General features: G+C 28.6%; 18 protein-coding genes. 10 read left to right on the top strand and 8 right to left on the bottom strand.

The annotated features are described in order from the left end of the window. Positions 1-7: 7 nt before the first annotated feature. The 8 genes from NLO413_RS03070 to smpB all read left to right on the top strand — a co-directional run bounded on the left by NLO413_RS03070 (position 8) and on the right by smpB (position 6,670). Positions 8-763 (top strand): LITAF-like zinc ribbon domain-containing protein, encoded by a 756-nt coding sequence (locus NLO413_RS03070; protein ID WP_156965563.1) that lies wholly within the window; start codon positions 8-10, stop codon positions 761-763. 8 nt (positions 764-771) lie between these two features. Next, positions 772-1,992 (top strand): hypothetical protein, encoded by a 1,221-nt coding sequence (locus NLO413_RS03065; protein ID WP_198138897.1) that lies wholly within the window; start codon positions 772-774, stop codon positions 1,990-1,992. A 52-nt stretch (positions 1,993-2,044) separates the two neighbouring features. Then, positions 2,045-2,293, top strand: a complete 249-nt coding sequence (locus NLO413_RS03060) for a DUF1467 family protein (protein WP_045809041.1) — start codon at positions 2,045-2,047, stop codon at positions 2,291-2,293. A gap of 672 nt (positions 2,294-2,965) precedes the next feature. Then, positions 2,966-3,517 carry an ATP synthase F1 subunit delta gene (atpH, locus tag NLO413_RS03055; protein WP_045809040.1) on the top strand — a complete coding sequence of 184 codons (552 nt, stop codon included), beginning with the start codon at positions 2,966-2,968 and terminating at the stop codon, positions 3,515-3,517. A gap of 19 nt (positions 3,518-3,536) precedes the next feature. After that, positions 3,537-5,060: a F0F1 ATP synthase subunit alpha gene (atpA, locus tag NLO413_RS03050; protein WP_045809039.1), complete on the top strand. Its 1,524-nt coding sequence runs from the start codon at positions 3,537-3,539 to the stop codon at positions 5,058-5,060. A 20-nt stretch (positions 5,061-5,080) separates the two neighbouring features. Then, on the top strand, positions 5,081-5,581 hold the full coding sequence (greA, locus tag NLO413_RS03045) for a transcription elongation factor GreA (RefSeq protein WP_045809038.1): 501 nt from the start codon (positions 5,081-5,083) through the stop codon (positions 5,579-5,581). A gap of 10 nt (positions 5,582-5,591) precedes the next feature. Next, positions 5,592-6,224 (top strand): 3,4-dihydroxy-2-butanone-4-phosphate synthase, encoded by a 633-nt coding sequence (ribB, locus tag NLO413_RS03040; RefSeq protein ID WP_045809037.1) that lies wholly within the window; start codon positions 5,592-5,594, stop codon positions 6,222-6,224. A 2-nt stretch (positions 6,225-6,226) separates the two neighbouring features. Beyond that, on the top strand, positions 6,227-6,670 hold the full coding sequence (gene smpB, locus NLO413_RS03035) for an SsrA-binding protein SmpB (RefSeq protein ID WP_045809036.1): 444 nt from the start codon (positions 6,227-6,229) through the stop codon (positions 6,668-6,670). Positions 6,671-7,393: 723 nt separating this feature from the next. Here the strand turns inward: smpB and NLO413_RS03030 are convergent. Further along, positions 7,394-9,853, bottom strand: coding sequence for a valine--tRNA ligase (locus NLO413_RS03030; RefSeq protein ID WP_045809035.1), 2,460 nt, complete (start codon positions 9,851-9,853; stop codon positions 7,394-7,396). Between the two features lie 527 nt (positions 9,854-10,380). On the opposite strand from NLO413_RS03030, the gene NLO413_RS03025 reads away from it, so the two are divergent. Together NLO413_RS03025 and ygfZ are read left to right on the top strand one after the other, a co-directional pair. Beyond that, complete coding sequence (locus tag NLO413_RS03025) at positions 10,381-12,294, top strand: heme lyase CcmF/NrfE family subunit (RefSeq protein WP_045809034.1); 1,914 nt, start codon at positions 10,381-10,383, stop codon at positions 12,292-12,294. 544 nt (positions 12,295-12,838) lie between these two features. Beyond that, entirely contained in the window at positions 12,839-13,663 is an 825-nt protein-coding gene (gene ygfZ / locus NLO413_RS03020; RefSeq protein ID WP_052690380.1) for a CAF17-like 4Fe-4S cluster assembly/insertion protein YgfZ, read from the top strand. A 412-nt stretch (positions 13,664-14,075) separates the two neighbouring features. Here ygfZ and purF read toward each other — a convergent pair whose 3' ends face one another. The 7 genes from purF to NLO413_RS02985 all read right to left on the bottom strand — a co-directional run bounded on the left by purF (position 14,076) and on the right by NLO413_RS02985 (position 22,690). Beyond that, positions 14,076-15,467, bottom strand: a complete 1,392-nt coding sequence (purF, locus tag NLO413_RS03015; RefSeq protein WP_045809033.1) for an amidophosphoribosyltransferase — start codon at positions 15,465-15,467, stop codon at positions 14,076-14,078. Between the two features lie 594 nt (positions 15,468-16,061). Then, on the bottom strand, positions 16,062-16,616 hold the full coding sequence (gene pth / locus NLO413_RS03010; RefSeq protein WP_045809032.1) for an aminoacyl-tRNA hydrolase: 555 nt from the start codon (positions 16,614-16,616) through the stop codon (positions 16,062-16,064). Between the two features lie 10 nt (positions 16,617-16,626). Further along, complete coding sequence (locus tag NLO413_RS03005) at positions 16,627-17,259, bottom strand: 50S ribosomal protein L25/general stress protein Ctc (protein WP_045809031.1); 633 nt, start codon at positions 17,257-17,259, stop codon at positions 16,627-16,629. Between the two features lie 73 nt (positions 17,260-17,332). After that, positions 17,333-18,037, bottom strand: coding sequence for a ComF family protein (locus NLO413_RS03000; RefSeq protein ID WP_232295911.1), 705 nt, complete (start codon positions 18,035-18,037; stop codon positions 17,333-17,335). 611 nt (positions 18,038-18,648) lie between these two features. After that, positions 18,649-19,794, bottom strand: coding sequence for a succinyl-diaminopimelate desuccinylase (gene dapE, locus NLO413_RS02995; protein WP_084229814.1), 1,146 nt, complete (start codon positions 19,792-19,794; stop codon positions 18,649-18,651). Between the two features lie 618 nt (positions 19,795-20,412). Continuing rightward, complete coding sequence (locus NLO413_RS02990; RefSeq protein WP_045809029.1) at positions 20,413-22,119, bottom strand: cation:proton antiporter domain-containing protein; 1,707 nt, start codon at positions 22,117-22,119, stop codon at positions 20,413-20,415. Between the two features lies 1 nt (position 22,120). After that, complete coding sequence (locus NLO413_RS02985) at positions 22,121-22,690, bottom strand: thioredoxin family protein (protein WP_045809028.1); 570 nt, start codon at positions 22,688-22,690, stop codon at positions 22,121-22,123. Between the last annotated feature and the right edge of the window lie 40 nt (positions 22,691-22,730).

Below are 22,730 nucleotides of genomic sequence, written 5' to 3'. Positions count from 1 at the left end.
GGCTTTAATGACGAGATATACATGGATATGGTGTATAATATTATGCACTTTTTCTTTTTGGTTTGGAGCTATTATTTTTTATTTACTAGACATCAAGAAGGATTTGAACATTTATAATCAGCACTGTATGCAGTTGTTTGATAAATTTGATGCAAAGGTTATGAATAGTGAAGCAATGATATTATCAAAAATAGACAAAATTAGAATGTCAATTGCCAAGAATAATTTGGTTGTAGGTAAAGATGGCTGCGTAAAGGAAAAATGCCTGTCAAAATTATTATTATCTGTTATAGATCTAAGAGAGTCGTTCTTTAATAGTACTTTAACAAAAAATAAAATTTATACAGTTAAGCAAATTTTACAAGAAATTGATGATCATGATATTGAAAGTGCAATAAATACAATAGAGGAGTTGCTTAATAAAGAAATTAGCACTTTTATTAAATTAAAAGGATCTTTTAAAATTATAATTAATAATTATCATTATAAAAATGCTAGTTCATTTGAAAAACTTTTATCAAAATGGATTTTGATTAAGAATAACAATAATAAATTATGGAAAAACTTAACAAAGTTGGAGTTTTATATCAGTAATAATTACTGGACTGATGCATTGGATTTTGCAAAAAGAGAATTACATTCCTTTCATGACTTACAGTTATGGATTACTCAACTTGAAGATTTAGTGATTATTGAAAAGAGTATATCAGTAATATATAATCAGCTTTTAAAACATATTATTGCAGCTTCTGGTAATACATGACTACTTGTATGTTAATTTTAATTATTGCTATTGTTGCAGGATTATGCTCCGTAAATTATGAAGGAATGTTTTGCAAAATAGAATGCCTTGGCTATAGCATTGAATTGAATATAGTAGTTATGCTATTTCTATTAAGTATTGTTATATTTTTATTGATTATATTAGCACGTATCATTACATATATTGTTTTGCGTGTATATAATATAAAAGTATATTTTTTGCACAAAGAAATAGATTCCTTTATAACTGGGAGTTCATATTTATGTTTTGGTGAAAGTCATGAAGTTAAAAGGTATGTAAAAAAATTTAAAGGTTTTAGCAATAAATTTAATATATTTAAGGCCTGCTTATATTTTAAAATAGGGGAATATGAGGAGGCAGAAAAATATTTTGCATTGGCACCTCAAGCTTCTCTTAATAAGTTTCTAGGGTTGTTATTATTGGGTTTTGTAAAAAAAGAAAAAAGTAAATATTGCCAATTACAACTTTTAAAAAAACTTAACCAAGTTTTTATTAAACAATTTTGGTCAGTGATTTTTAGAATAGAAATTTGTTGTATTGAAAAAAAGTGGTGTGCTGCAATAGTAGAGTTAAAGTATGCCATAAAATCTCATGTATTATTACCATATGATGCTGCAAGAATGCTAGCAGTGGTAGGTTATGCCGCAGCTGATCAATGTTATCGTAATGAAAAATATAGAGAGGGATTAAAAATTTTAAATGATGTAGAAAGTAAGTGTGTTAAAGATTTATTTATTACTATTTTAAAGGCAAAATTATACATAAAAATTGATAATAAACAAAAAGCTATAAATTTGCTTGAACATCAGTATAAAGTTAGTGCACATAAGCATGTGGCTATACTTTATTTGGAGGTATCTGATGATAAAAATCAAGCTACTGATATATTATATAAGATATCTCCAAATTATTACTTTAGTAAATATTTGATGGTACAAAAATCAATAAACTTACGGCAATATAATGTTGCCTTGCAGTATTTAAATGATGCGCTAAATAAATATAAGTACATATCTTTTTATTTGCTAATGATTAAATTACGCTTAAATTTGCATGATGATTATAAGGAATCTTTATGGTGTTTTGAGAATCTGAAAAACGCTATACCTGATCTGCATTGGCGTTGTACTGTGTGTAATTGTTCGGTATCGGAATGGTATTATGAGTGTAGTTACTGTCAAGCTTTTGATTCGATTAAGTGGATGTAGTTTAGTAATATAAGTTGTGTTTTGAATTGAATATGTAAGAATATATATTGTTATGGCTATAAATATTGCTGTATTTTTTGTAATAGCATGGTGGATTATCTTTTTTATAATTTTACCTATTAAAGTGAAAATAGATGAGAATTTGCCAGTAGGATTAGCAAGTGGTAGTCCTGCAAAGGCTTATTTATTAATAAAAGTTGTTATTGCTACAATTGTTGCTATACTCCTAGCCGTACTGTACTATTATTGTCGAATTAATGGATATATTAATTTAGAATATTTATATAATTGGGTGCCGTGATATAGTACTTTATAAAATTTCAACAAAATAAAATAGGATATTTAAGTGAATGATGTGAGACTAATGTTAATTGTAGCTAAGTATTTTATAAAAAATTTGCAAGATGAAATAGATATGTAATCATTTTAGGACAAAGCGTTTACTACTGAAACACCTACATCTTTAAGCCCTGATACCTTATATGCATTATGATCAAATTCTACAGCATATAATGAGTTATTATAACTTCTGCAGTATAGACAACTTCTCAAAAAGCAGTGTATTGAATTAATTTTCAATATTTATTGGTGTTTAACATGATTTTGTAAGGTGGTGGTAATAAGATGAAGATAAGAATATCTGTAATACAGATGCTCAGATATATAGTTGTTACTACGAATAGCTTTTATTTGTAAACACAAGATATTTGTATGTAATTGAACTAATTGTGTGATTTAAGATGTATTTTATTGGATTAATTATGTGCTAAAGTATATGTTATAGTTAAAATATAAGTCGTCTGTAACATTATGAGATATGTTACTTAAGTTATAATATGGTTATTTGTAAATTTTAGGAGATATGTAAGTTGAATATAATTGAATTACATAGGTATATTATAAGGAATACAAAATTCTTGACTATATTATGGTGAAGTGTATAATCCTTTAGCTGTTTATACTGCTAAGTATTATGAATCAACGGAGTTCTTGTTACGTAGTTTTTTGTTATGCGAAGGTATTATTTGATTTATCTCAAAGTAATATTGATAAAATGTGTAATGATGTAAAGGTTATTACTGAAGTTATTAAAGTTGATAAGGTATACTCGTTTTTAATAAGCCCAATTGTATCAGTGGATGATAAAAGTGCTGTTTTTAATGCAGTAAGGGATTATTTAGAGAAAGTGTTGCTGGATTTTCTATGTGTAGTAATGGAAAATAGGCGATTTCCTTTGTTATTAGCAATATTTGAACAGTTTTTTGTTTTAGTAAAGCAATATAAAAAAAGATTTGATGTAGAAATAACGTCACCTTATTTATTATCAAAAAAGGAGGTTAGTGGCATTATTGATGTTTTGAAAACTAAATATGGTACAGTTGAAAATATTATTAATAATGTGAATCCTGAAATTTTAGGTGGTTTTATTGTTAGAGTAGGCTTTAATGTAATAGATGTTTCATTAAATAACTATTTACAAAATTTGTCAGAAATAAGTAAAATTACTATATGTAGCGTTGGTTAATATTTTTTAGGTGAAAGTAATGAACATTGTGTCATCAGGGGAAGTATTACGTATTATTAAAGAAAAAGTTGAAAATTTTAGCAATCCTATAAAAGAAGAAAGCATAGGTGAAGTTATATCAGTGAAAGATGGTATAGCTGTAGTTTATGGATTGGAGAAAGCAAAATTTAGTGAAGTGGTAATATTTAATAACGGAACTAAAGGAGTAATATTAAGTTTAGAATATGATACTGCTAGTGTAGTAATTTTCGATGATGATAGAAATATTAAGGAAGGGGACATTGTTAAGTGTACTAATTCTTTGATGGATGTTCCAGTAGGATTTGAAATGTTAGGAAGAGTTGTTGATCCACTGGGAAATCCTATAGATGGTGAGGGGGATATAAATTTTAGTGAAAGACTTCCTGTAGAAGCTAAGGCACCTGGTATAATTGATAGACAACCTGTAACTGAACCTTTGCAAACAGGTGTAAAAACCATAGATATGTTGATTCCAATAGGAAGGGGACAACGTGAATTAATTATAGGCGATAGAAAAACTGGGAAAACATCTATTGCAATAGATGCTATTATTAATCAAAAAGCTATTAATGATGCAGTCAGTGAAGATGAAAAATTGTATTGTATATATGTTGCTATAGGGCAAAAAAATTCTTCAATAGCTAGAGTAGTTAATAAACTTAAAGAAAGTGGAGCAATGAACTATACAACAGTTGTTGCTGCTGGAGCTGCTGATCATGTACCTATTCAATATTTAGCTCCATATTCTGCTTGTGCAATGGGAGAGTTTTTTCGCGATAGAGGAATGCATTGCTTAATTGTATATGATGATTTATCAAAGCATGCTGTTGCATATAGACAGATGTCGTTATTGTTAAGGCGTCCTCCTGGTCGAGAAGCATATCCTGGAGATGTTTTTTATATTCATTCGCGATTATTAGAAAGAGCTGCGAAAATGTCTAATGATAAAGGTGGTGGTTCTTTGACGGCACTGCCTATTATTGAAACACAGGCAGGTGATGTATCTGCTTATATTCCCACGAATGTTATTTCAATAACTGATGGGCAAATTTTTCTTGAGTCTGAGCTTTTTTATAAAGGGATTCGTCCGGCTGTTAATGTTGGACTATCTGTTTCAAGAGTTGGTTCTGCTGCACAAATAAAATCTGTCAAGCAAGTTGCTGGTTCTGTAAAATTAAGTTTAGCTCAATATCGTGAATTAGAAGATTTTGCGAAGTTTGGTTCTGACTTAGATTCTCATTCACAAAAAATGTTAGAAAGAGGAAAGGTAATGATGGAGTTGCTGAAGCAGCCACAGTATTCTCCTTTGTCTATTGAAGAGCAAATCGCTGTTATTTTTGTTGGTATTAATGGATGTTTTGATGGTGTAACAATAAGTGATATTGGTAAAATTGCACAAAGATTTTTGAGTGAATTACGGCTTAATTACAAAGATGTTCTAGGTGGCTTGTCAAAAAGTATAACTGATGATATAAAGAATAAGTTGTTAGAAATTATAAGGAGTTTTACTTGCGTTTTTTAGTAGGTTAAGGTAGATAAATTATGGCTGATTATATTACTACAAGATTTCCTATTACAAAGAAAGGCTTTGAAAAGCTGGAATCAGAATTGGAGTTATTAAAAAGTGAAAGGCCTAAGATTATAAAGTCTATTTCTGATGCTAGGGAGTTAGGTGATCTTTCTGAAAATGCAGAGTATCATGCTGCACGTGAAAGACAAGGGTTAATAGAAAGTAAAATAATGGAATTGGAATCAAAAAAATCTAGAGCTGAAGTGATAGATGCATCAGAGTTATCAGGTGATACAGTTATGTTTGGAGCAACTGTAACGCTTTCTATGTGTAATGAAGATAATGATATTGTTAGTGTTACTAAATATCAAATAGTTGGAGAGTATGAAGCTGATGTATCAAAAAATATGATTTCTATTAAATCTCCTTTAACTATGTCTCTTTTAGGAAAAAAGAAAGGTGATATTGTGGAGGTGAAAACTCCTAAAGGTGACTATAAAATGTATAAAATTATGAATATAGAATTTATTTAGAAGGTCATTAATGAGTGTTAACAATTTAGAAAATTATATTTCTTTTGTTGACCACGTTATAGAAGATGCTGCCAATGGTAAGTCTTTTATTTTGATGGATGATGAAAATAGAGAAAATGAAGGTGACTTAGTTATTTTGGCAGAGAAGGTAAACTGTGAAGCAGTTAATATGATGATACAATATGGTAGTGGTATTGTATGTTTAGCTATGACAGAGTATTATAGGAAAAAGCTTAACTTGGATTTTATGCCTCGTACTAATGTTAGCGATAATTGTGCTGCGTTTACTACTTCTATAGATTCTAGATATGGAATTACTACTGGAGTATCTGCTCAAGATAGAGTTACTACGATATTGACAGCTATACGTGAAGGTGCTACAAATGATGATTTAGTAACACCAGGGCATGTTTTTCCGATTATTGCAAAAAAAGGTGGGGTACTTGAAAGGCCAGGACATACAGAAGCAAGCGTTGAAATTGCAAGATTATCTAAATGTGCAGAAGCAGCAGTCGTATGTGAGCTTATGAATCCGGATGGTACAATGTCAAAGTTTTTTGAAATTGTAGATTTTGCTTGTAAACATAATATTAAAATTTTAACAATTAGTAAGCTGATTGAGTATTTGAATTCAAGTTGTTAAATATGGAAGTAATAGTAGAAAATCGTAAAGCAAGGTTTAATTATTTTATTATACAAGAATTTGATGCTGGTGTGGTTTTGATAGGTAGCGAAGTAAAGTCTCTTCGTCAAAGAAAAGTAAGTATTACTGAAGCTTACGTTGTCGAAAAGAATATGGAGCTATGGTTACATGGATTACATATTTCGGAATATAATCGTTCAAGTTATCGTAATCATAGTCCATTGAGGCCGCGAAAATTACTTCTTCGTAAAAAGCAAATTTATAAAATAGCGGGTAATCTTAAAGCTTCAGGGTTAACAGTAGTACCGCTGTTAATATTTTTTAATGATAAAGGCTTGGTAAAAATTAAAATTGCTATTGTAAAAGGTAAAAAACTTTATGATAAAAGAGAAGTAATCAAAGAGAGGGATTGGAGTAGAGAGAAGAGTAGAATCATGCGTAGTTAGTTTATACAATTTATATTATAGTAAGGTTGGTAAGTATATTTGTGTGTGAGGTATATTTACTTTGTAAGTGTTTTTATGAAATTTCCTAATTAAAACTATAAATACTATTTTTGATAGAGAATGGATTTTTGAGTTTAGAGTTGTACGTATTTTGGATTGAACATATTGTTGTAAGCTAAGTGAAAAATTCCAGATTTTTGAAACTGGGTTAACGTTTATTACTAAGCTGTGGAATGCAAGTAAATTCGTTTCTATATTTATTTGTATTACCATAGTCTTAACATAACATATGTAACAGAACCAATGGATAAATGGATACTATCAAAACTATACAAAGTAATATTAAATACAACACAACAACTTATTAACTGCTTTTAATATTGTTGAAGAATTTTTCTGAAAAGATTTTTGTAATAATTATTGAGAGTCACAAAAGAAAGAGAGCATACGGTCAAGATGTTAACTCTCACAAAAAATATCACAGAGTAATAAAAAGATATACAGAATTAGCTTATATGTTGTACATTTTTAAGTGACACGTTCAACATAAAGAAGGAATTATATAATATCATAGGTGATGAGTGTGATGATAAATTAAAATTTTTGGATATAATTTTTTTATACAAAAATTTTGTACGTAAAAGATTTGGTTATTAATAAGTATAATGATAATTATAAATTTTTATGATAATTTGCTATGTTATATCATAAATGTATTTTACATTATGTAAAAGTTGCAGAAACACTTAAAGTAGTATTTTGTAAGGAATGTAAGGTAGTATTATACAGTACATTATTTGCGTTACATACATATTTTAAGTCTTTAGTGAATGATTCAGAAAAAAGAGAAGAATCTTGGCAGTTGACTGTCAGTGTATCTATTTGATATTTAACAGAAACTTTCATATCGGATTTGAGCTTTCTTACTTGATCTAGTATTTCTATAAATTTATTTCCTAGTTGTTCATATAGCGTATCATGTAAGCTTGCTTCTTTAATAGGCCAGTTGTTTTGATCATGAACGGAACCGCATTGATAGAGATTACTATAAATTTCTTCTGTGATATATGGGATAAATGGTGCTAATAGTTTAAGTAAGGTTTTAAGTGTGTAAGATAAAGTATGAATAGCACTTAAATTTTCTTGTGAGGTAACATCTTTGCCATATGCTCTTTTTTTTGTGAGCTCTAAATAATTATTACAAAAATCTTTCCAGAAAAATTCTTCAACAGTATTCAATGCGAGACAATATTCAAAGCAGTTAAGTTGTTGTGTTGTATTTAGTATTACTTTGTATAGTTTTGATAGTATCCATTTATCCATTGGTTCTGTTACATATGTTATGTTGGGATTTTGGTAATGCGAAATAAATATAGAGACGAATTTACTTGCATTCCACAGCTTAGTAATAAAACGTTGCCCAGTTTTAATAACGTCATGAGAAAATGCTGTATCTGTTCCAAGTTTAGAATTTGCTGCCCAGTATCTTACTGCGTCGGCACCATATGTATTTAATATATTGTATGGATTTATGGTATTTCCTTTTGATTTACTCATTTTTGTTTTATCTTCTGCTAAACACCATCCACTAATCATGATATTTTTCCATGGAATATCATTATTATGATGGTAAGATTTTAATATAGTATAAAATGCCCAAGAACGTATAATTTCATGGCTTTGAGTTCTTAAATTTGCAGGAAATAAAAAAGGTAAGCTGTTTATATTTTGTAATTTTTTTTTGTCAATGCATTTGACATGAAACTGTGGAGAGAGTGAACTGGTGGCCCAGGTATCCATTACGTCAGTTTCTGCTTCTATTTCATCTTTACTGTATCCATATGGAAGATCTATTGTTGGATTTACTGGTAAATCTTGAATGTTTGGGATAATGATTTTTCCTAGCTCGTCTGCTCGTTTAGAATACCATACAGGGAATGGTACCCCAAAGTATCGTTGACGTGATATACACCAGTCCCAATTTAAACTATCTACCCATATTTTTATACGTTTACTCATAGATTCAGGATACCAATTAATTTTTTGAATTTTTTTTAGTATCTCATTTTTATAATCTAGTGTTTTTATGAACCACTGATAATTGAGTAAAATTTCAATAGGAGTTCCTGATCTTTCTGCACATTTAACGTTATGTACGATTGGTTGCTGAGAAATAAGTAGATTATGCCGTAGTAAGAATTCTATTGTTGCTTTACGGGCGCTAATAATAGATAAATTATTAATTGCTTGGACAAAGGCATGTGCTTTTTCTGTAGATGCATGTAAATTGTGAATTTTTCCCACCTTGTTGATTATGATCTTAGTATCTAATTTATGAGTTTGCCACCAGTAAACATCCATTTCGTCACCAAATGTACAGCACATAACCAATCCTGTTCCCTTATCTATTTTTACCTTATTATCTGGTAGAATTTTTACTTTATTTTCAAAAATAGGTACTATAGCATATTGTCCATTTAAGTGGGTATACCTATGATCTTTGGGATTAAAAAATATTGCTACACATGCTGGTATAAGTTCTGGGCGTGTAGTTGCAATATTGATTGTTTCTCCACTTTCTGTTTTAAAATTAATTATGTTCATAAAAGATGAAACTTCTTTGTCTTCAATTTCTGCTTGCGCAATTGCTGTGTGATCTACTGTATCCCAAAAAATGGGTTGTAATTTTCTATATAATTTATTTTTTTCATATAAGTCAATGAAGGATATTTGTGATAGTGTTTGAATATCTTTGCTAATGGTATGATACTCTAATTCCCAATCGTAACTGATACCTAAGGATTGAAATAGTTGTTTAAATTGACATCTAAAATCATAAGAAACTTGTTGGCACATTTTAATAAAGTCTTTTCTTTCAAGATCTTTTGCTCTTACTTTTTTAGTTTTTTCAACTAATCTTTCTGTAGGCAACCCATTGTCATCAAATCCTATAGGATAAAATACATCTTTTCCTGTCATACGTTGATATCGTGCTATAAAATCGGTATGACAGTAACTAAACACATGTCCTATGTGTAGTTGACCTGATATTGTAGGGGGAGGAGTGTCAATCACAAAATTGTTATTTTGAGAATTTTTCCATTTATATAATTGTGTATTTTTCCAAAGAGTATTAAATTTTTCTTCTATAGCTTTAAATGAGTATTTATCACGTAGTTGCATATATTTAATTTTATTTTATTAATGAAGTATAGAAAATAGTCATTAGTGATGCAATAACTTTGTAATAGTAACAAAAGATGTATTTATTACTAATTGGTATTAGTTATTTTTTTTTGAGATGTTTAATTTTAATGTGGTATTTATTTTATAAATAGTTGTATTTTGTTAAAGTTTGATGAGTTCTTACAAACAAAAATTTTATTGTAATATAATAAGTGTTTAGTAAGTAATAATCTTAAGTTTATGATGTTTAGTTGTTATTTTAAGCATGTACTGGTATACTAATTATGTAATTGATAAAATTAATTATTTATTCAAATTTTGTAATTAATGGCCCAGGTTATAATTATTTGGTGAATTGTTTTGCTAAATATTTTGTTATAAATTTGTAGAGTGTTGTTTATAGAATTTTCTTAATACTTGATTAGTGTCATAAGGTATTTTGCTCTATGTTGTTAGATAATAACAATTGTTACTGTACTGATGGATATAGCTTATATTTTTTTAACAGCTGAACGTAGTAGTTTATGTTAAATTTTGTAGATAGTGTTGTAAATTTACCATTATTAGCAACGTGTATATTATCTGCAGTTTATCCAGCTGCTTCGTATTTATCATTTACTTTTAGTAAGATATTTACATATGCAATTTTTTTTTTAGTTAGCTTTGCTGTAGGCTTATTAATTTATGTTCATGTAACAGATAATTTTTCTTTTTGTAATGTTTACTATAATTCTTATATAACTAAACCCTTAATATATAAAATATGTGGTGTATGGGGTAACTATGAGGGTTCGATTTTACTATGGCTTTGGATGCTAAGTGCACATGCATTATTATTGGAATTGTTGTTAAAGCCAGAAGATTTAAAGAGAGTTGCTATATCAATACAGCACCTATTGTATTGTGGGTTCTCATTATTTGTGATGATAACATCTAATCCATTTACTAGAATGATAACAACTGAACTTGATGGATTAGGGTTTAATCCTATGTTGCAGGATATAGGATTAGCTGTACATCCTCCTATATTGTTTTTTGGATATGTTGGATTTAGTACAGTTTTTTCTATAACATTGTCTAGTATTATGGTACAAAAAAAACCTCAAGAATGGGTGCGTATAGTAAATCCTTGGGTATTAATTTCATGGTCTTTTTTAACTTGCGGTATTGCTTTAGGAAGCTGGTGGGCATATAGAGAATTAGGATGGGGAGGATTTTGGTTTTGGGATCCTGTTGAAAATTCTTCACTAATGCCATGGTTATTAGGAATAGCATTAATACATATAATATCTTTAGTTAAAAAATTTAATATATGTTGTAGTTTTGCATTTTTGTTATCGATACTTACATTTGGGGTTAGTTTAATTGGTACATTTTTGATACGTTCTGGAATTTTAGTTTCTGTCCATACTTTTGCAAATGATCCAGAGCGAGGAATATATATATTAATATTGATAGGTATTATTGTAAGTGCAAGTATTATAATATTGATGGTTTTTTTTAAAAAACCAGAGGAGAGCTGCTGTTTCTCTTATGTTTCAAAGATTACTGCGATAATGATAAATAATATATTATTCTTTACGGCCTTTGTTGTGGTATTTGTTGGTACTATATATCCTGTTATTTTAGAATTATTAACAGGTGAAGTCATTTCGGTAGGTTCCCAATACTATAATATGATTTTTAGCGGGTTAGTTATTGTATTATTATTGTTAATGGTTTTTGTCTTAGAGTTAAGCTGGCAGGGAAATGATAGTGTAAAAATAAACCTTAAATATTTTTTGATAATTTTTATGATATTGCTTTTAATCTTTTTTAAAGGTGTTGTTGTTTCTATATTGTTACTATCGGTATTGTTGATTATATCTTCTTTAAAAGATTATAGTATTAAAATTAAATTATTTAAAGTGTCTTTGGATGAGTCTGTAAAGTTGGCTATATCTTTGAACGGCAGATATTATGCAATGCTTATCTCTCACATGGGATTTTCTATCCTAATATTAGGAGCAATATGCTCTACGGTTTTTCAAGAAACTAAAGAACAATATATGAGAGAAAATAGCCGTGTAGGCATTCATGGCTTTGAGATTATTTTATCAAAACTTTCTCTTATTAAGCAAGCTAATTATGAAGCAGTTAGAGGATTATTTCTTATAAAAGATAATGATAAATTAATAGGTAAATTACTGCCCGAGAATAGATTTTATATGGTTGAGAGAACTAGGAATACTGAGAGTAGTGTATATCATAATTTTTTATCAGATATTTATATAATAGTAGGTGATATAGATGTACATAAAGGTATTGCTGTAAAGATATATTATAAACCTTATATTAACTTGATATGGATCGGGGTTTGTATGATAGTACTTGGTGGAACGATTATAGGAGTTGTTACTTTTAAAAAAAAAGCCTCTAATATTACAGTTAGTACATAGAAATGTAATATGATAGAAGATTTGTATATAATGCGTTATATTAATGGATAGTTTGTAGGCAATGGTATAGTGACTCGCTACTTTAATAGCGAGTTTATTGTAAACATAATATGAATATTACAGCTTAGATGTTTATTATATGCTGTAGTAATTGCGGTATTTATAAATTTAGTGCTATAGCTACATGATATTAGCAAAAGGAATTGTAATGAAATATTACTATTTTTTATATATTTGTAGTTTAGTTATTATGTTGTACAAGAACGTAAATGTTTAAAACAGGTAGATGTTGTTGTAATTAAGACCTGCTTATGTGAGGATAATGTATTTTACACACTTTATCATGGTAATATAATTGCATAATAAGCAGGAATGTGCCATAATTTTTGTTGTTTTAAAGGTATGTTTTATATATTAGTATCGAATTATTTTTATTTCTGTTACAATATCTTGATGGCCTGGTTCAGGAATAATTTAAGGTATTGAGTGCTTATTAACTTTATTAATAAGGTACACACCTAAAATAATTATTGAGGTATTGATTGTGAAGTTTACTACATTATTGAGTCGTAGTATAATAAAAATTTCTGGTCCTGATGCTAAGCAATTTCTTAACAGCATAATTACAAATAATATATTTAAGGTTAATGCAAGGAACTCTATTTATTCTTTGCTATTAACTCCTCAGGGAAGATATATGTATGATTTTTTTGTAGTACAAAAAGAAGACGATTTATTGTTGGAGTGTGATAGTGCAGATAAAAATGACCTTATAACACAGCTTATGCTATATAGATTACATAAAAAAGTAAAAATTCGAGATTGTTCTAGAGAGTATAAAGTTGGTATAATAATAGATTCTGAAGAAGGTCATTGCGGAAAAACTTATATTACGGATGGGTTAATATTTATTAATGATCCTAGGAATGCTAATATAGGAACGCGTGTTATTATGCCTATATTAAAAAACGTATGGTATCAAGATATAGGTTTACAAGAATATGAAATACTAAAGATACAACATACAATACCAGATTGTAATAGGGATATGAAAAAGAAAAGATCTTTTCCTTTGCATTTTAGGATGGATGAGCTTAATGCTATTGATTTTAACAAAGGATGTTACATAGGACAGGAAGTAGTTGCACGTATGTATCGTGCTGGTGCTAAACAAAAGACTTATACGATTACCTCTTCAGATAAATTACCTACAGACGTAAAAGAAGTGTTTTTTCAGAATGAATTGATAGGTGAATTGTTATTTAGTATACAAAATATAGGATTATGTATATTGCAAACTGATAAAATAGTAGATCAACAAAGAATTATGAAAGTTGGTAATGTTGAAGTGAATATATATAAAAACTGATTTTATGTTAATTAAATTGGAAATAGTAAATGTTTTATTGATTTTTTATGAAAATAAATTATTTTAATTTCATGTAAACATTAAGTTTGAGTTGTTTGTAGAGATAGTACTAAGTTTCATTAATGTTAGAAAGTTCTACTTGATTTTAATATATTGTATTATGAAGTTGCAGTTATATTTTATTATAAAATACGGTCTTATAAAGATAAGTAAGAACTTATATCTGTTATCGCAGGTACTTGGTTGTATTTATAAATATTGTGGTTTTTCTAAAAAAGTGTTTAGTTAATTCTTTATTTTCTAAATGTAAATATGTAACTTTGTTAAAGATATTTGTAATTTTATATTATTTTGTAAGTTTGTTGTTTTTTATAATATGTTGTGAATATATTTAAAATTTTAATCTTTTGTATTATTTTCCTATAGGATAATAGCCAGTGAAACATGCATCACAGTACTGAGGATTTTGAGTATTACGGTGTGTATTGCGAATTGCTTTGTATAATCCGTTTATACTAAGAAATGCTAAACTATCGCACTGTAAAATTTCTACTAGCTCAGTTATTGAAAAATTATTTGCTATAAGCTTTGATTCATCAGGTGTATCTATACCGTAGAAGCAGGAATATTTAGTAGGAGGACTAGATATTCGTAAGTGTATATGTTTTGCTCCTGCATTTCTTAGTAAGGATATTATACTTTTTAATGTTGTACCGCGTACAATACTGTCGTCTATTAGTATTATATTTTTATTCTTTAATATAGCAGAATTTGCACTGTGTTTGAGTTTAGCACTCATGTTACGTATTTGAACAGTAGGCTGTATGAATGTACGACCTATGTAGTGACTTCTGATCATTCCAAATTCAAAAGGAATTTTTGTATGTGATGAATAACCTATTGCTGCTGGTATGCCAGAATCTGGAACAGGTACTATCATATCAATGTTATTTGGTGGGGGATTTTCAATTGCTAGTTCTATTCCAATGTTCTTGCGAGTTTCATATATTGATCGGTTTTCCATTATGCTATCGGGACGAGCAAAATATATGTATTCAAATATACAAAAGCTTGGTTTATTATACTGTAGGGGAAATAGACTTGTAATTTTATTGTCTTTATTAATAATAATTAACTCTCCAGGATTGATATCTCTGACTGCATTAAACCCGATTATATCAAGAGCACAAGTTTCTGATGCTAAGGCATAAGATTTTTTACAAATTCCTAGTGTTAGTGGTCTTATTCCTGCGGGATCTCTTATTCCTATTAGTGTATTTTTTGTCATGATTACTAAAGAATATGCTCCTTTTATTTGTTTTAGAGCAAATATTATACTGTTGACAAGAGTATCTTCATTACTTGTAGCGACTAGATGTACAATCACTTCTGTATCTATTTCTGATGAAAATTTACAGCCTTGCTCAATAAGATTATGACGTATTTTCTTTGCATTGATTAGATTTCCATTATGAGCTATTGCTAATTTACCGAACTTGCAATTTGCAACTATAGGTTGCATTTTGGTTTTATCACTGCTTGTAGAGTAACGAACGTGTCCTATTGATAAGGTTCCTGGTAAAGCATCTATAGCGTTTGTTTTGTTAAGTATGTCATTAACATAACCGTGTGAATGATATGTATGTAAATCATTATTATCTGATTCATCAGATGTAACAATTCCAAAGGATTCTTGTCCTCTGTGCTGTAATGCGTGCAAGCCTAATATACAATTTAATCCTGCATGGCGGTTATTTTTTATTGCAAATACCCCACATTCTTCGTATATTTCATTAAATTGCATAACTTTTCAGTTCAATATCTATATTAATAGTGTGGCATACATGTAATTTATGTGATAGATCTTGAAAATAGAAAAAAGATTTATCATTACATACAATATATTAACACATTTTAATGTTGATTATATCATTAAAATAAGGTTCGATATAATAAAAGTGAATAATGTATAGGAAAACTATACAATAAAAAATTTATTATCTGTTTTTGTACTTTTAAATTCTTTGTATTTGGAAGTTTATATGGTAATTATAATATGTTATTAACTATGTTTAATCTTGCGATATTATTGAATTTAGTGTAACTATAGGATGTACAATTGTGTTATTCTTTATAAATTATTAAATACTAAGATAGTTTATTGTATTATGGTGTTCTTGCTTTATTTAATATAATGAAAAATGTGATATTAAGATAAAGTAATGAAATTTATATCATATTGTTATATTTTTAAAGTGTTTATTATATTGCTTACAATTCTATATGGTAGCGCTACTGTAGTGTTATAATCACCCGGTAAATACGTTTGATGTTTAATTTTAATGTGCCATGTTAAATTTAGAATCAAAAATATTAATGCAAAGACATAGGATTGTGACTATATTAACAAACTTTGTACAAATTGAAATTTATCATCTGTGAGTAATAGGTAGATATGTTGTGAAATATTATGAGCCATATTTCTCACTTCATTTATGTTATGAAAATTAGATAAAACATAATATTCAAGCTTCATTGGATGATTTGGTTTACCAATACCAAATCTTACTCTCCAATAATCTTGACCAATTGTTTGGGTAATTGATTGTAATCCGTTATGTCCTGCACTGCTACCTCCCTTTTTAAGTTTTATTTTGCCAAATTGTATATCAGCTTCATCATGGAAAATGATAACATTATCAAGTGTAATTTTATATATGTTTACAATTTGAGCAACAGACTTGCCGGAATTGTTCATAAATGTTTGAGGCTTTAGTAACATTACTTTATGTGTCCCTATATTGCTGATTGACAATAAAGCATCGTGTTTTTTACAGAACTGAGGAAAACTGAAATAATCTGCTATAGCATCAACTATTATGAAACCAACGTTATGACGCGTTGACTCATATTTTGCACCAGGATTACCAAGTCCTACTAATAAAGTGAACATAATATAAAAATTACTTGCTTTCTGATGTACTATCAGTGGTACTAGTTTCAGAATCTTTTTCGTCTTGTTCAATTTCTGCACTAGATATTGTAACTATAGCAGAATCTTCTTCTTTCATTATTACTGTTACTGCATCAGGAAGATTTAAATCGCTGACATGAATTGAATGTCCTACAGCCAAATCAGATAAATCTATTTCTATTGCTTGAGGAATTGCTTGAGGAGAACACTTTAGAGATAAAGTACGATGCAATATATTTAAAGTTCCACCACGTTTTACACCTATACACTTATGTTCATTAAGTAGCGATATAGGAACATCTACTTTAACTTCTGTATTTTTACCAACAAATTGAAAATCAACATGCTGAATAATATCACTTACTGGATGTTTTTGTATATCTCTTAGTAAAACATATTCTTTGATGTTATCAATTTCTAATTCTATTAAATGTGTAGTTAAAGAAAATAATCTACATTTACTTAAAAAATCCTTATAAGGCAGGCTTATACTGATAGGATTACGTCCTTTACCATATATAACTGCTGGAATCATACCATTTCTTCTAAGAGCGCGAGAAGGACCTGTACCAATACTTAAACGTGTATATGCATTAATTTTTATTATGTTTTGCTCTATCATTAAATATCCTTAAAATTAAGCTATGTAATTTACTGCTATAATAACTTAATATTATTATAATATAAAGGTATTTTTATGTACGCAAGGTTCTACTTAATGTTAATGCTTTAACCTCTTTTGCTCCAGATTCAATAAGTTTTTTAGCACATGTTTGAATTGTAATGCCGGTTGTTACTACGTCGTCAACGAGTAATATCTTTTTTCCTTGAATGGCATTTATGTTATTGATTTTAAAAGACTTTTTTATAGTTTGTCTTCGCATGTTGATTGATAGATTATATAAAGGAGTTGTATGATATATTCTTTTTAATGCAAATAATTCTACAGGTAATTTACAAAGTTTACTTATACTGTTAGCTAATAAGGCAGCTTGATTGTATTTTCTGTAAAGTAATTTTCTTTTATGTAATGGGATTGGAACAATAATATCTGTTTCTGGAAATAAATAATGACCTTTTGTATACATCCATTTAGCATACGTTTTTATATGGTATAAATCGTCGAAGAATTTAAAATTTAATATTATATTTTTACTATATTGATTATAAGCAAACACAGATTCTAAATTTGTAATGTATGATTTGCCAAGTGAACATTTGGTACATACTTTTATATTATTCTGTAGAGAAGTGCCACAGGTTGTACAGTAATTATCATTTAAAAAATCAATAGCGTTTTCACATATATTGCATAAACTATTTTTACTATGAGCAATGTTACATCTACAATTAATACAAGTTTGTGGGAAAATTAAGTCTATAATTTTACTAAGAATCAATGCTTAATATCCTTGTACTAATGTTATATTTATAACATTGATGAACTTTTTTTGAAATAAAATTTCTAATATTATACTACTGATAGAGTGATATTATTATAGAATATAATAGGAATATTATGCACGTTGTTATATCTTATATAATATTTATATATTAGATTGTATGGGAACTGTGTTTTCTTGACTTCATATTGACATGTAAATTAGAGAATAAGAGTTATACTGTACGTTTATTATATGTTTAGTTAATCTGTATATTTGTGTAATTGATAAAAATTATTATATTTTCTTTTTATCAATATTGATATGCTCTGCTAGTTAAATAATATATAGGAGAAAGGGCTATTTCAGGATTCTTATTGTAACATGAATTTAACGTAAGGTACGTAAGATAGCTAGTTACTTATGTTTTTAGAATATCGTATTATGACATTATTTAAGATATAGGGAAGTTTAATTTTTAGCGAAGCATGTTTTTATTTATTCATTAAGTTTTATACAATAATCAACATAGTTTACGTAAATATTACACTGCTTATGTGTCCTACTGAATTATTGATACTTAGGTTAAGTGGGTATAAAAAAGAAGACTTTAACGTCATGTTAGATAATTAACATGTATTGTTATGCATTGAGAAAAATCTTTCTATAAAATTTTTATAAATTGTGGATAATAAGATAATATCTGATACTGGAGCACTTTCGTTAATTTTATGTGCGGTTTTGTTAAGTAATCCAAGTTCAGCTACAGTACAAAAATTTTTGATAAATCTTGCATCTGAAGTGCCACCGGAAGTACTTAATACTACTTCTTGGTCTGTAGTTTCTTTAATAACGGATACTAAGGCATGTGTATACTTATTAGGGTTGCTAATAAAAGGTTCAGCAGATAATTTGTAAGATAGAGAGTATTTTTTTGTAATGCTAGAACAAATATCATCTATTATTTTAAAAATAGATTGAGCGCTATGTTGATTGTTAAAACGAATATTAAAATGTGCTGTAACTGAATCTGGAATAATGTTAGTTATTGTATTTTTTGTATTAATATCTGTGATTTCACAATGCGAGGGTTGAAAATATTCATTTCCATGATCGAGATGTATATTTTTTATTTTATGAATAATATATATTATATCATTTATAGCATTATGTGCAAATTGTGGATAAGCAACATGTCCTTGAATACCGTGACATGTAAGGTGAAAAGTAATAGAACCGCGACGACCTATTTTTATGGTATCACCTACTTGTAAATTACTTGTAGGTTCGCCAACAATACAAAAGTCTATTTTTTTATTATTTTGTGTCATCCATTGTAATACTGCTGGTGTTCCATATTCGTATTCTGTACCTTCTTCATTGCCGGTAATAATGAAGCTTATAGAACCATTTGTTATTTTATAATTTAGTGCTGCAGATATAAAAGCGCATATTGCTGCTTTCATATCAACAACACCACGTCCATACAATACATTATTATGTATGGTTGCAGAAAAAGGGCTAAAGGACCATTTTTGTAAATTACCTACAGGTACAACATCTGTGTGTCCTGCAAAGCATAGATTGGGAGAAGTATTACCTAATTGTGCATATAGATTTTTAACTTGTATATTATCATTTCCATAATTTAACATATTGCAAGTGAATCCATGATTTTCTAATACTTTAGATATAAAATTAATTGCATCGCTACAATCTGGTGTAATACTTGGAAAAGAAATTAACTTGCGTGACAGCGTTATAGGATCATACATAAACAAATAATTTTTGTAGGTGATTGGCATAATATATGTTTTTTTTTTATATGTAAAGTTTATAGAAATTGTGATATGTGATTCTACATTTAGGTTCCTTATGATTTGTAGGAATTTTAGTTAGTACTTTTTATGGGATATGTTGTTTATTTTTGTTAGAGTATATATAAAGCTCTTAGATATTGTATATTAACTATTTAACCGTGTATATAGCCTTAAAGCTTTTAAACAATATTATATAATTGATATTTTTATAATAGGAGATTATAAGTAGGTGTAAAAGTTTATAATATATATTTTTACTATTGTTAAATAGAAGCTACTAGTTTATATATGGAATGAGACGGCAATATGAGTATTATACGCTGTTTTTGATACAGCAATGTATTGTAGTTGTTGAATTGACGTGTAGTATAGAAGATTATCAAAAAAACTTTGTATGGTTTGTTTAGTACTTATTTTAGTGAAGTATTAATATTTAAGTTGTAGCTAGCTTGATTTATGTGTAAAATTCTTGTATGGATATAGTATTTTTATAAAGTAAGTTGCCTAACTAATAAAATGTGAAACTATATTGTCTTATTTTTATAAATAAATATTTTTAAGATATAAAATAAGTTATTCTTCAGTATGTTTTTTTGTAATAAAGTATCCGCCAGTTCTAAAATTATTTTTAAGTGATGATATAGCATTAGCACTAAATCCGCTAATACCTAAAGCAACTGCACCTAATTGTAATCCAGTTTCACATGTTTCAGGAATTAAATAATGTGCTCCAAGGTCCTGATAGGTTTCAGCATTTGTAAGATCAGGAAGCCGTACCGCGATTATAATATTAGGAAAATTTTTAGCAACTAAAGATATTATTTTTTTTGTGGTTACATCATTGTTAATTGCTATTATGATTATTTTTGCACGCGATATACCCATTGATTCCAAGGTACTTAATTTTGTTAAATTACCAAGGTATACAGGAAAGCCCTCATCTCTTCCATTTTTTACAACATGTGGCTGAATATCGGATGCAATGTAATGCACTTGTTCTGCTGTTAATACTCTTGCAACCATACGTCCTACTCTTCCAAAACCTACTACTACTACATGCTGATCTAAGTCTTGTGTGTCTAATAATAACTCTTGAGATGAGAAAGAAATCTTATTTTTATTTATAAGATGTGATATCCAGTCTCCTAATGTAGCAAGTAAAGGAGTGAAAGCCATTGTTATAGTAGTAATCATCATTAAGATTTGTGCTAAATCACTTGATAGTACATTTTTTTCTGCTGCAAGACCAAATAAAATAAATGCAAACTCACCACCTTGAGATAATAACAATCCTGCTTTTATTGCTGATGCTATTTGAAAACGGAAAAATTTACATAATATGAAAATTATTGAAGACTTAATAATAATTAACAAAAAAGATAATAATATGATAATTGATAATTTGCTTATTAATAGTGTGATGTTGATTGACATTCCTACAGTCATGAAAAAGAGTCCAAGTAGTAGTTTTTTAAATGGCAATACAACTTGTTCAACATCGTACCTATATTCTGTTTCTGCAACAAGGAGTCCAGAAACAAAAGCTCCTAGTGCCATAGAAAGATTAAAGTTTTCTGTAATAAATGCTGCACCTAAAACGATTAAAAGAGTTGTAGCAATGAAAATTTCAGAGCTTTTAATTGATGCAATTGTGCTAAACAAAGGCCTGAGTAATAATCTGCCAGTAATAAAAATCAAAGCTAAAGCGACCCCAGCTTTTAATACTGAATATAATAACATTATTGTTATACTATTTTTAGATTCTCCGGCTAATAGAGGTAGCATTACAATTAGTGGTACTACTGCAAAATCTTGTAACAGTAATACCGCAATAGATAACCTACCAATTTGCGATGCTTGATGCCCTTTTTCTTGTAGTACTTGTAAGACAATTGCTGTTGAAGATAGTGCTAAAGCTCCGCCTATTACTACTGAACCTTTATAATCTATGTTAAACATACGTGCAATGCCCCATATTATTACAGCAGAGACTATTACTTGTAATGTTCCAAATCCAAAAACGTGTATACGCATTGCAATCAATCTATCGAATGTTAGTTCAATGCCTATTAAAAATAGTAGGAATACAACACCAAATTCTGCAAGGTTGTTAATGATAGCAGAGGATTCTATTAGGTGAAATCCATGAGATCCAATAATAGTACCGGCAACAAAGTATCCAAGAACAGGACTAATATTCAATTTCCAAAACACTACTACAATTATAACAGCAGCAGAAAGTAATATTATTATATCTAATAAATACTTAGTATCATGCATATTATTTATTGAAAGAATACCACTTTATTGAACAACCAATGCTTGGCTTTTGTTGTTTAGGTGCTTTTCCGGTTTCAGAAATGAACTTTATAGCATCAAATAAATCACTGTTTTTATTATTAGATTCTGCTGCATTTGTATTAGTAGCATCAAATCTCCCTCTATAACGTAATTCAAGCTGACTATTGAATCCGAAAAAATCAGGTGTACATACAGCACCATAACTTTTTGCCACTGATTGTGTTTCGTCAATCAGATATGGAAAAGAAAAATTATTTTCTTTAGCAAATTTAATCATATTATCATAAGAATCTTCTGGGTATGATATAAAGTCATTTGGCATTATAGCTACAGAACTAACATTGTAGTCATTAATGAGCTTTGTAACATCCCGTACTAACCTACTAATGATAGATTTTACGTAAGGGCAATGGTTACAAATAAACATTATTAGCAAGGCACTTCCTTTATGACATTTACTAAGATTATAAAATTGACCATCTATAGATTTCAAATAAAAATCCCTTGCAGTAAACTGCAAATCCACACTAGGAGTATTAAGTGCAACCATGAATTTTTCTCTTGGAAAACATGAAAACAACCCTACCTCA

It is taken from the genome of Candidatus Neoehrlichia procyonis str. RAC413, assembly GCF_000964795.1.
GTDB classification, from domain to species: domain Bacteria; phylum Pseudomonadota; class Alphaproteobacteria; order Rickettsiales; family Anaplasmataceae; genus Neoehrlichia; species Neoehrlichia procyonis.
The sequence above is the reverse complement of the archived record's forward strand: the minus strand, read 5'-3'. Positions and strand labels throughout refer to the sequence as shown.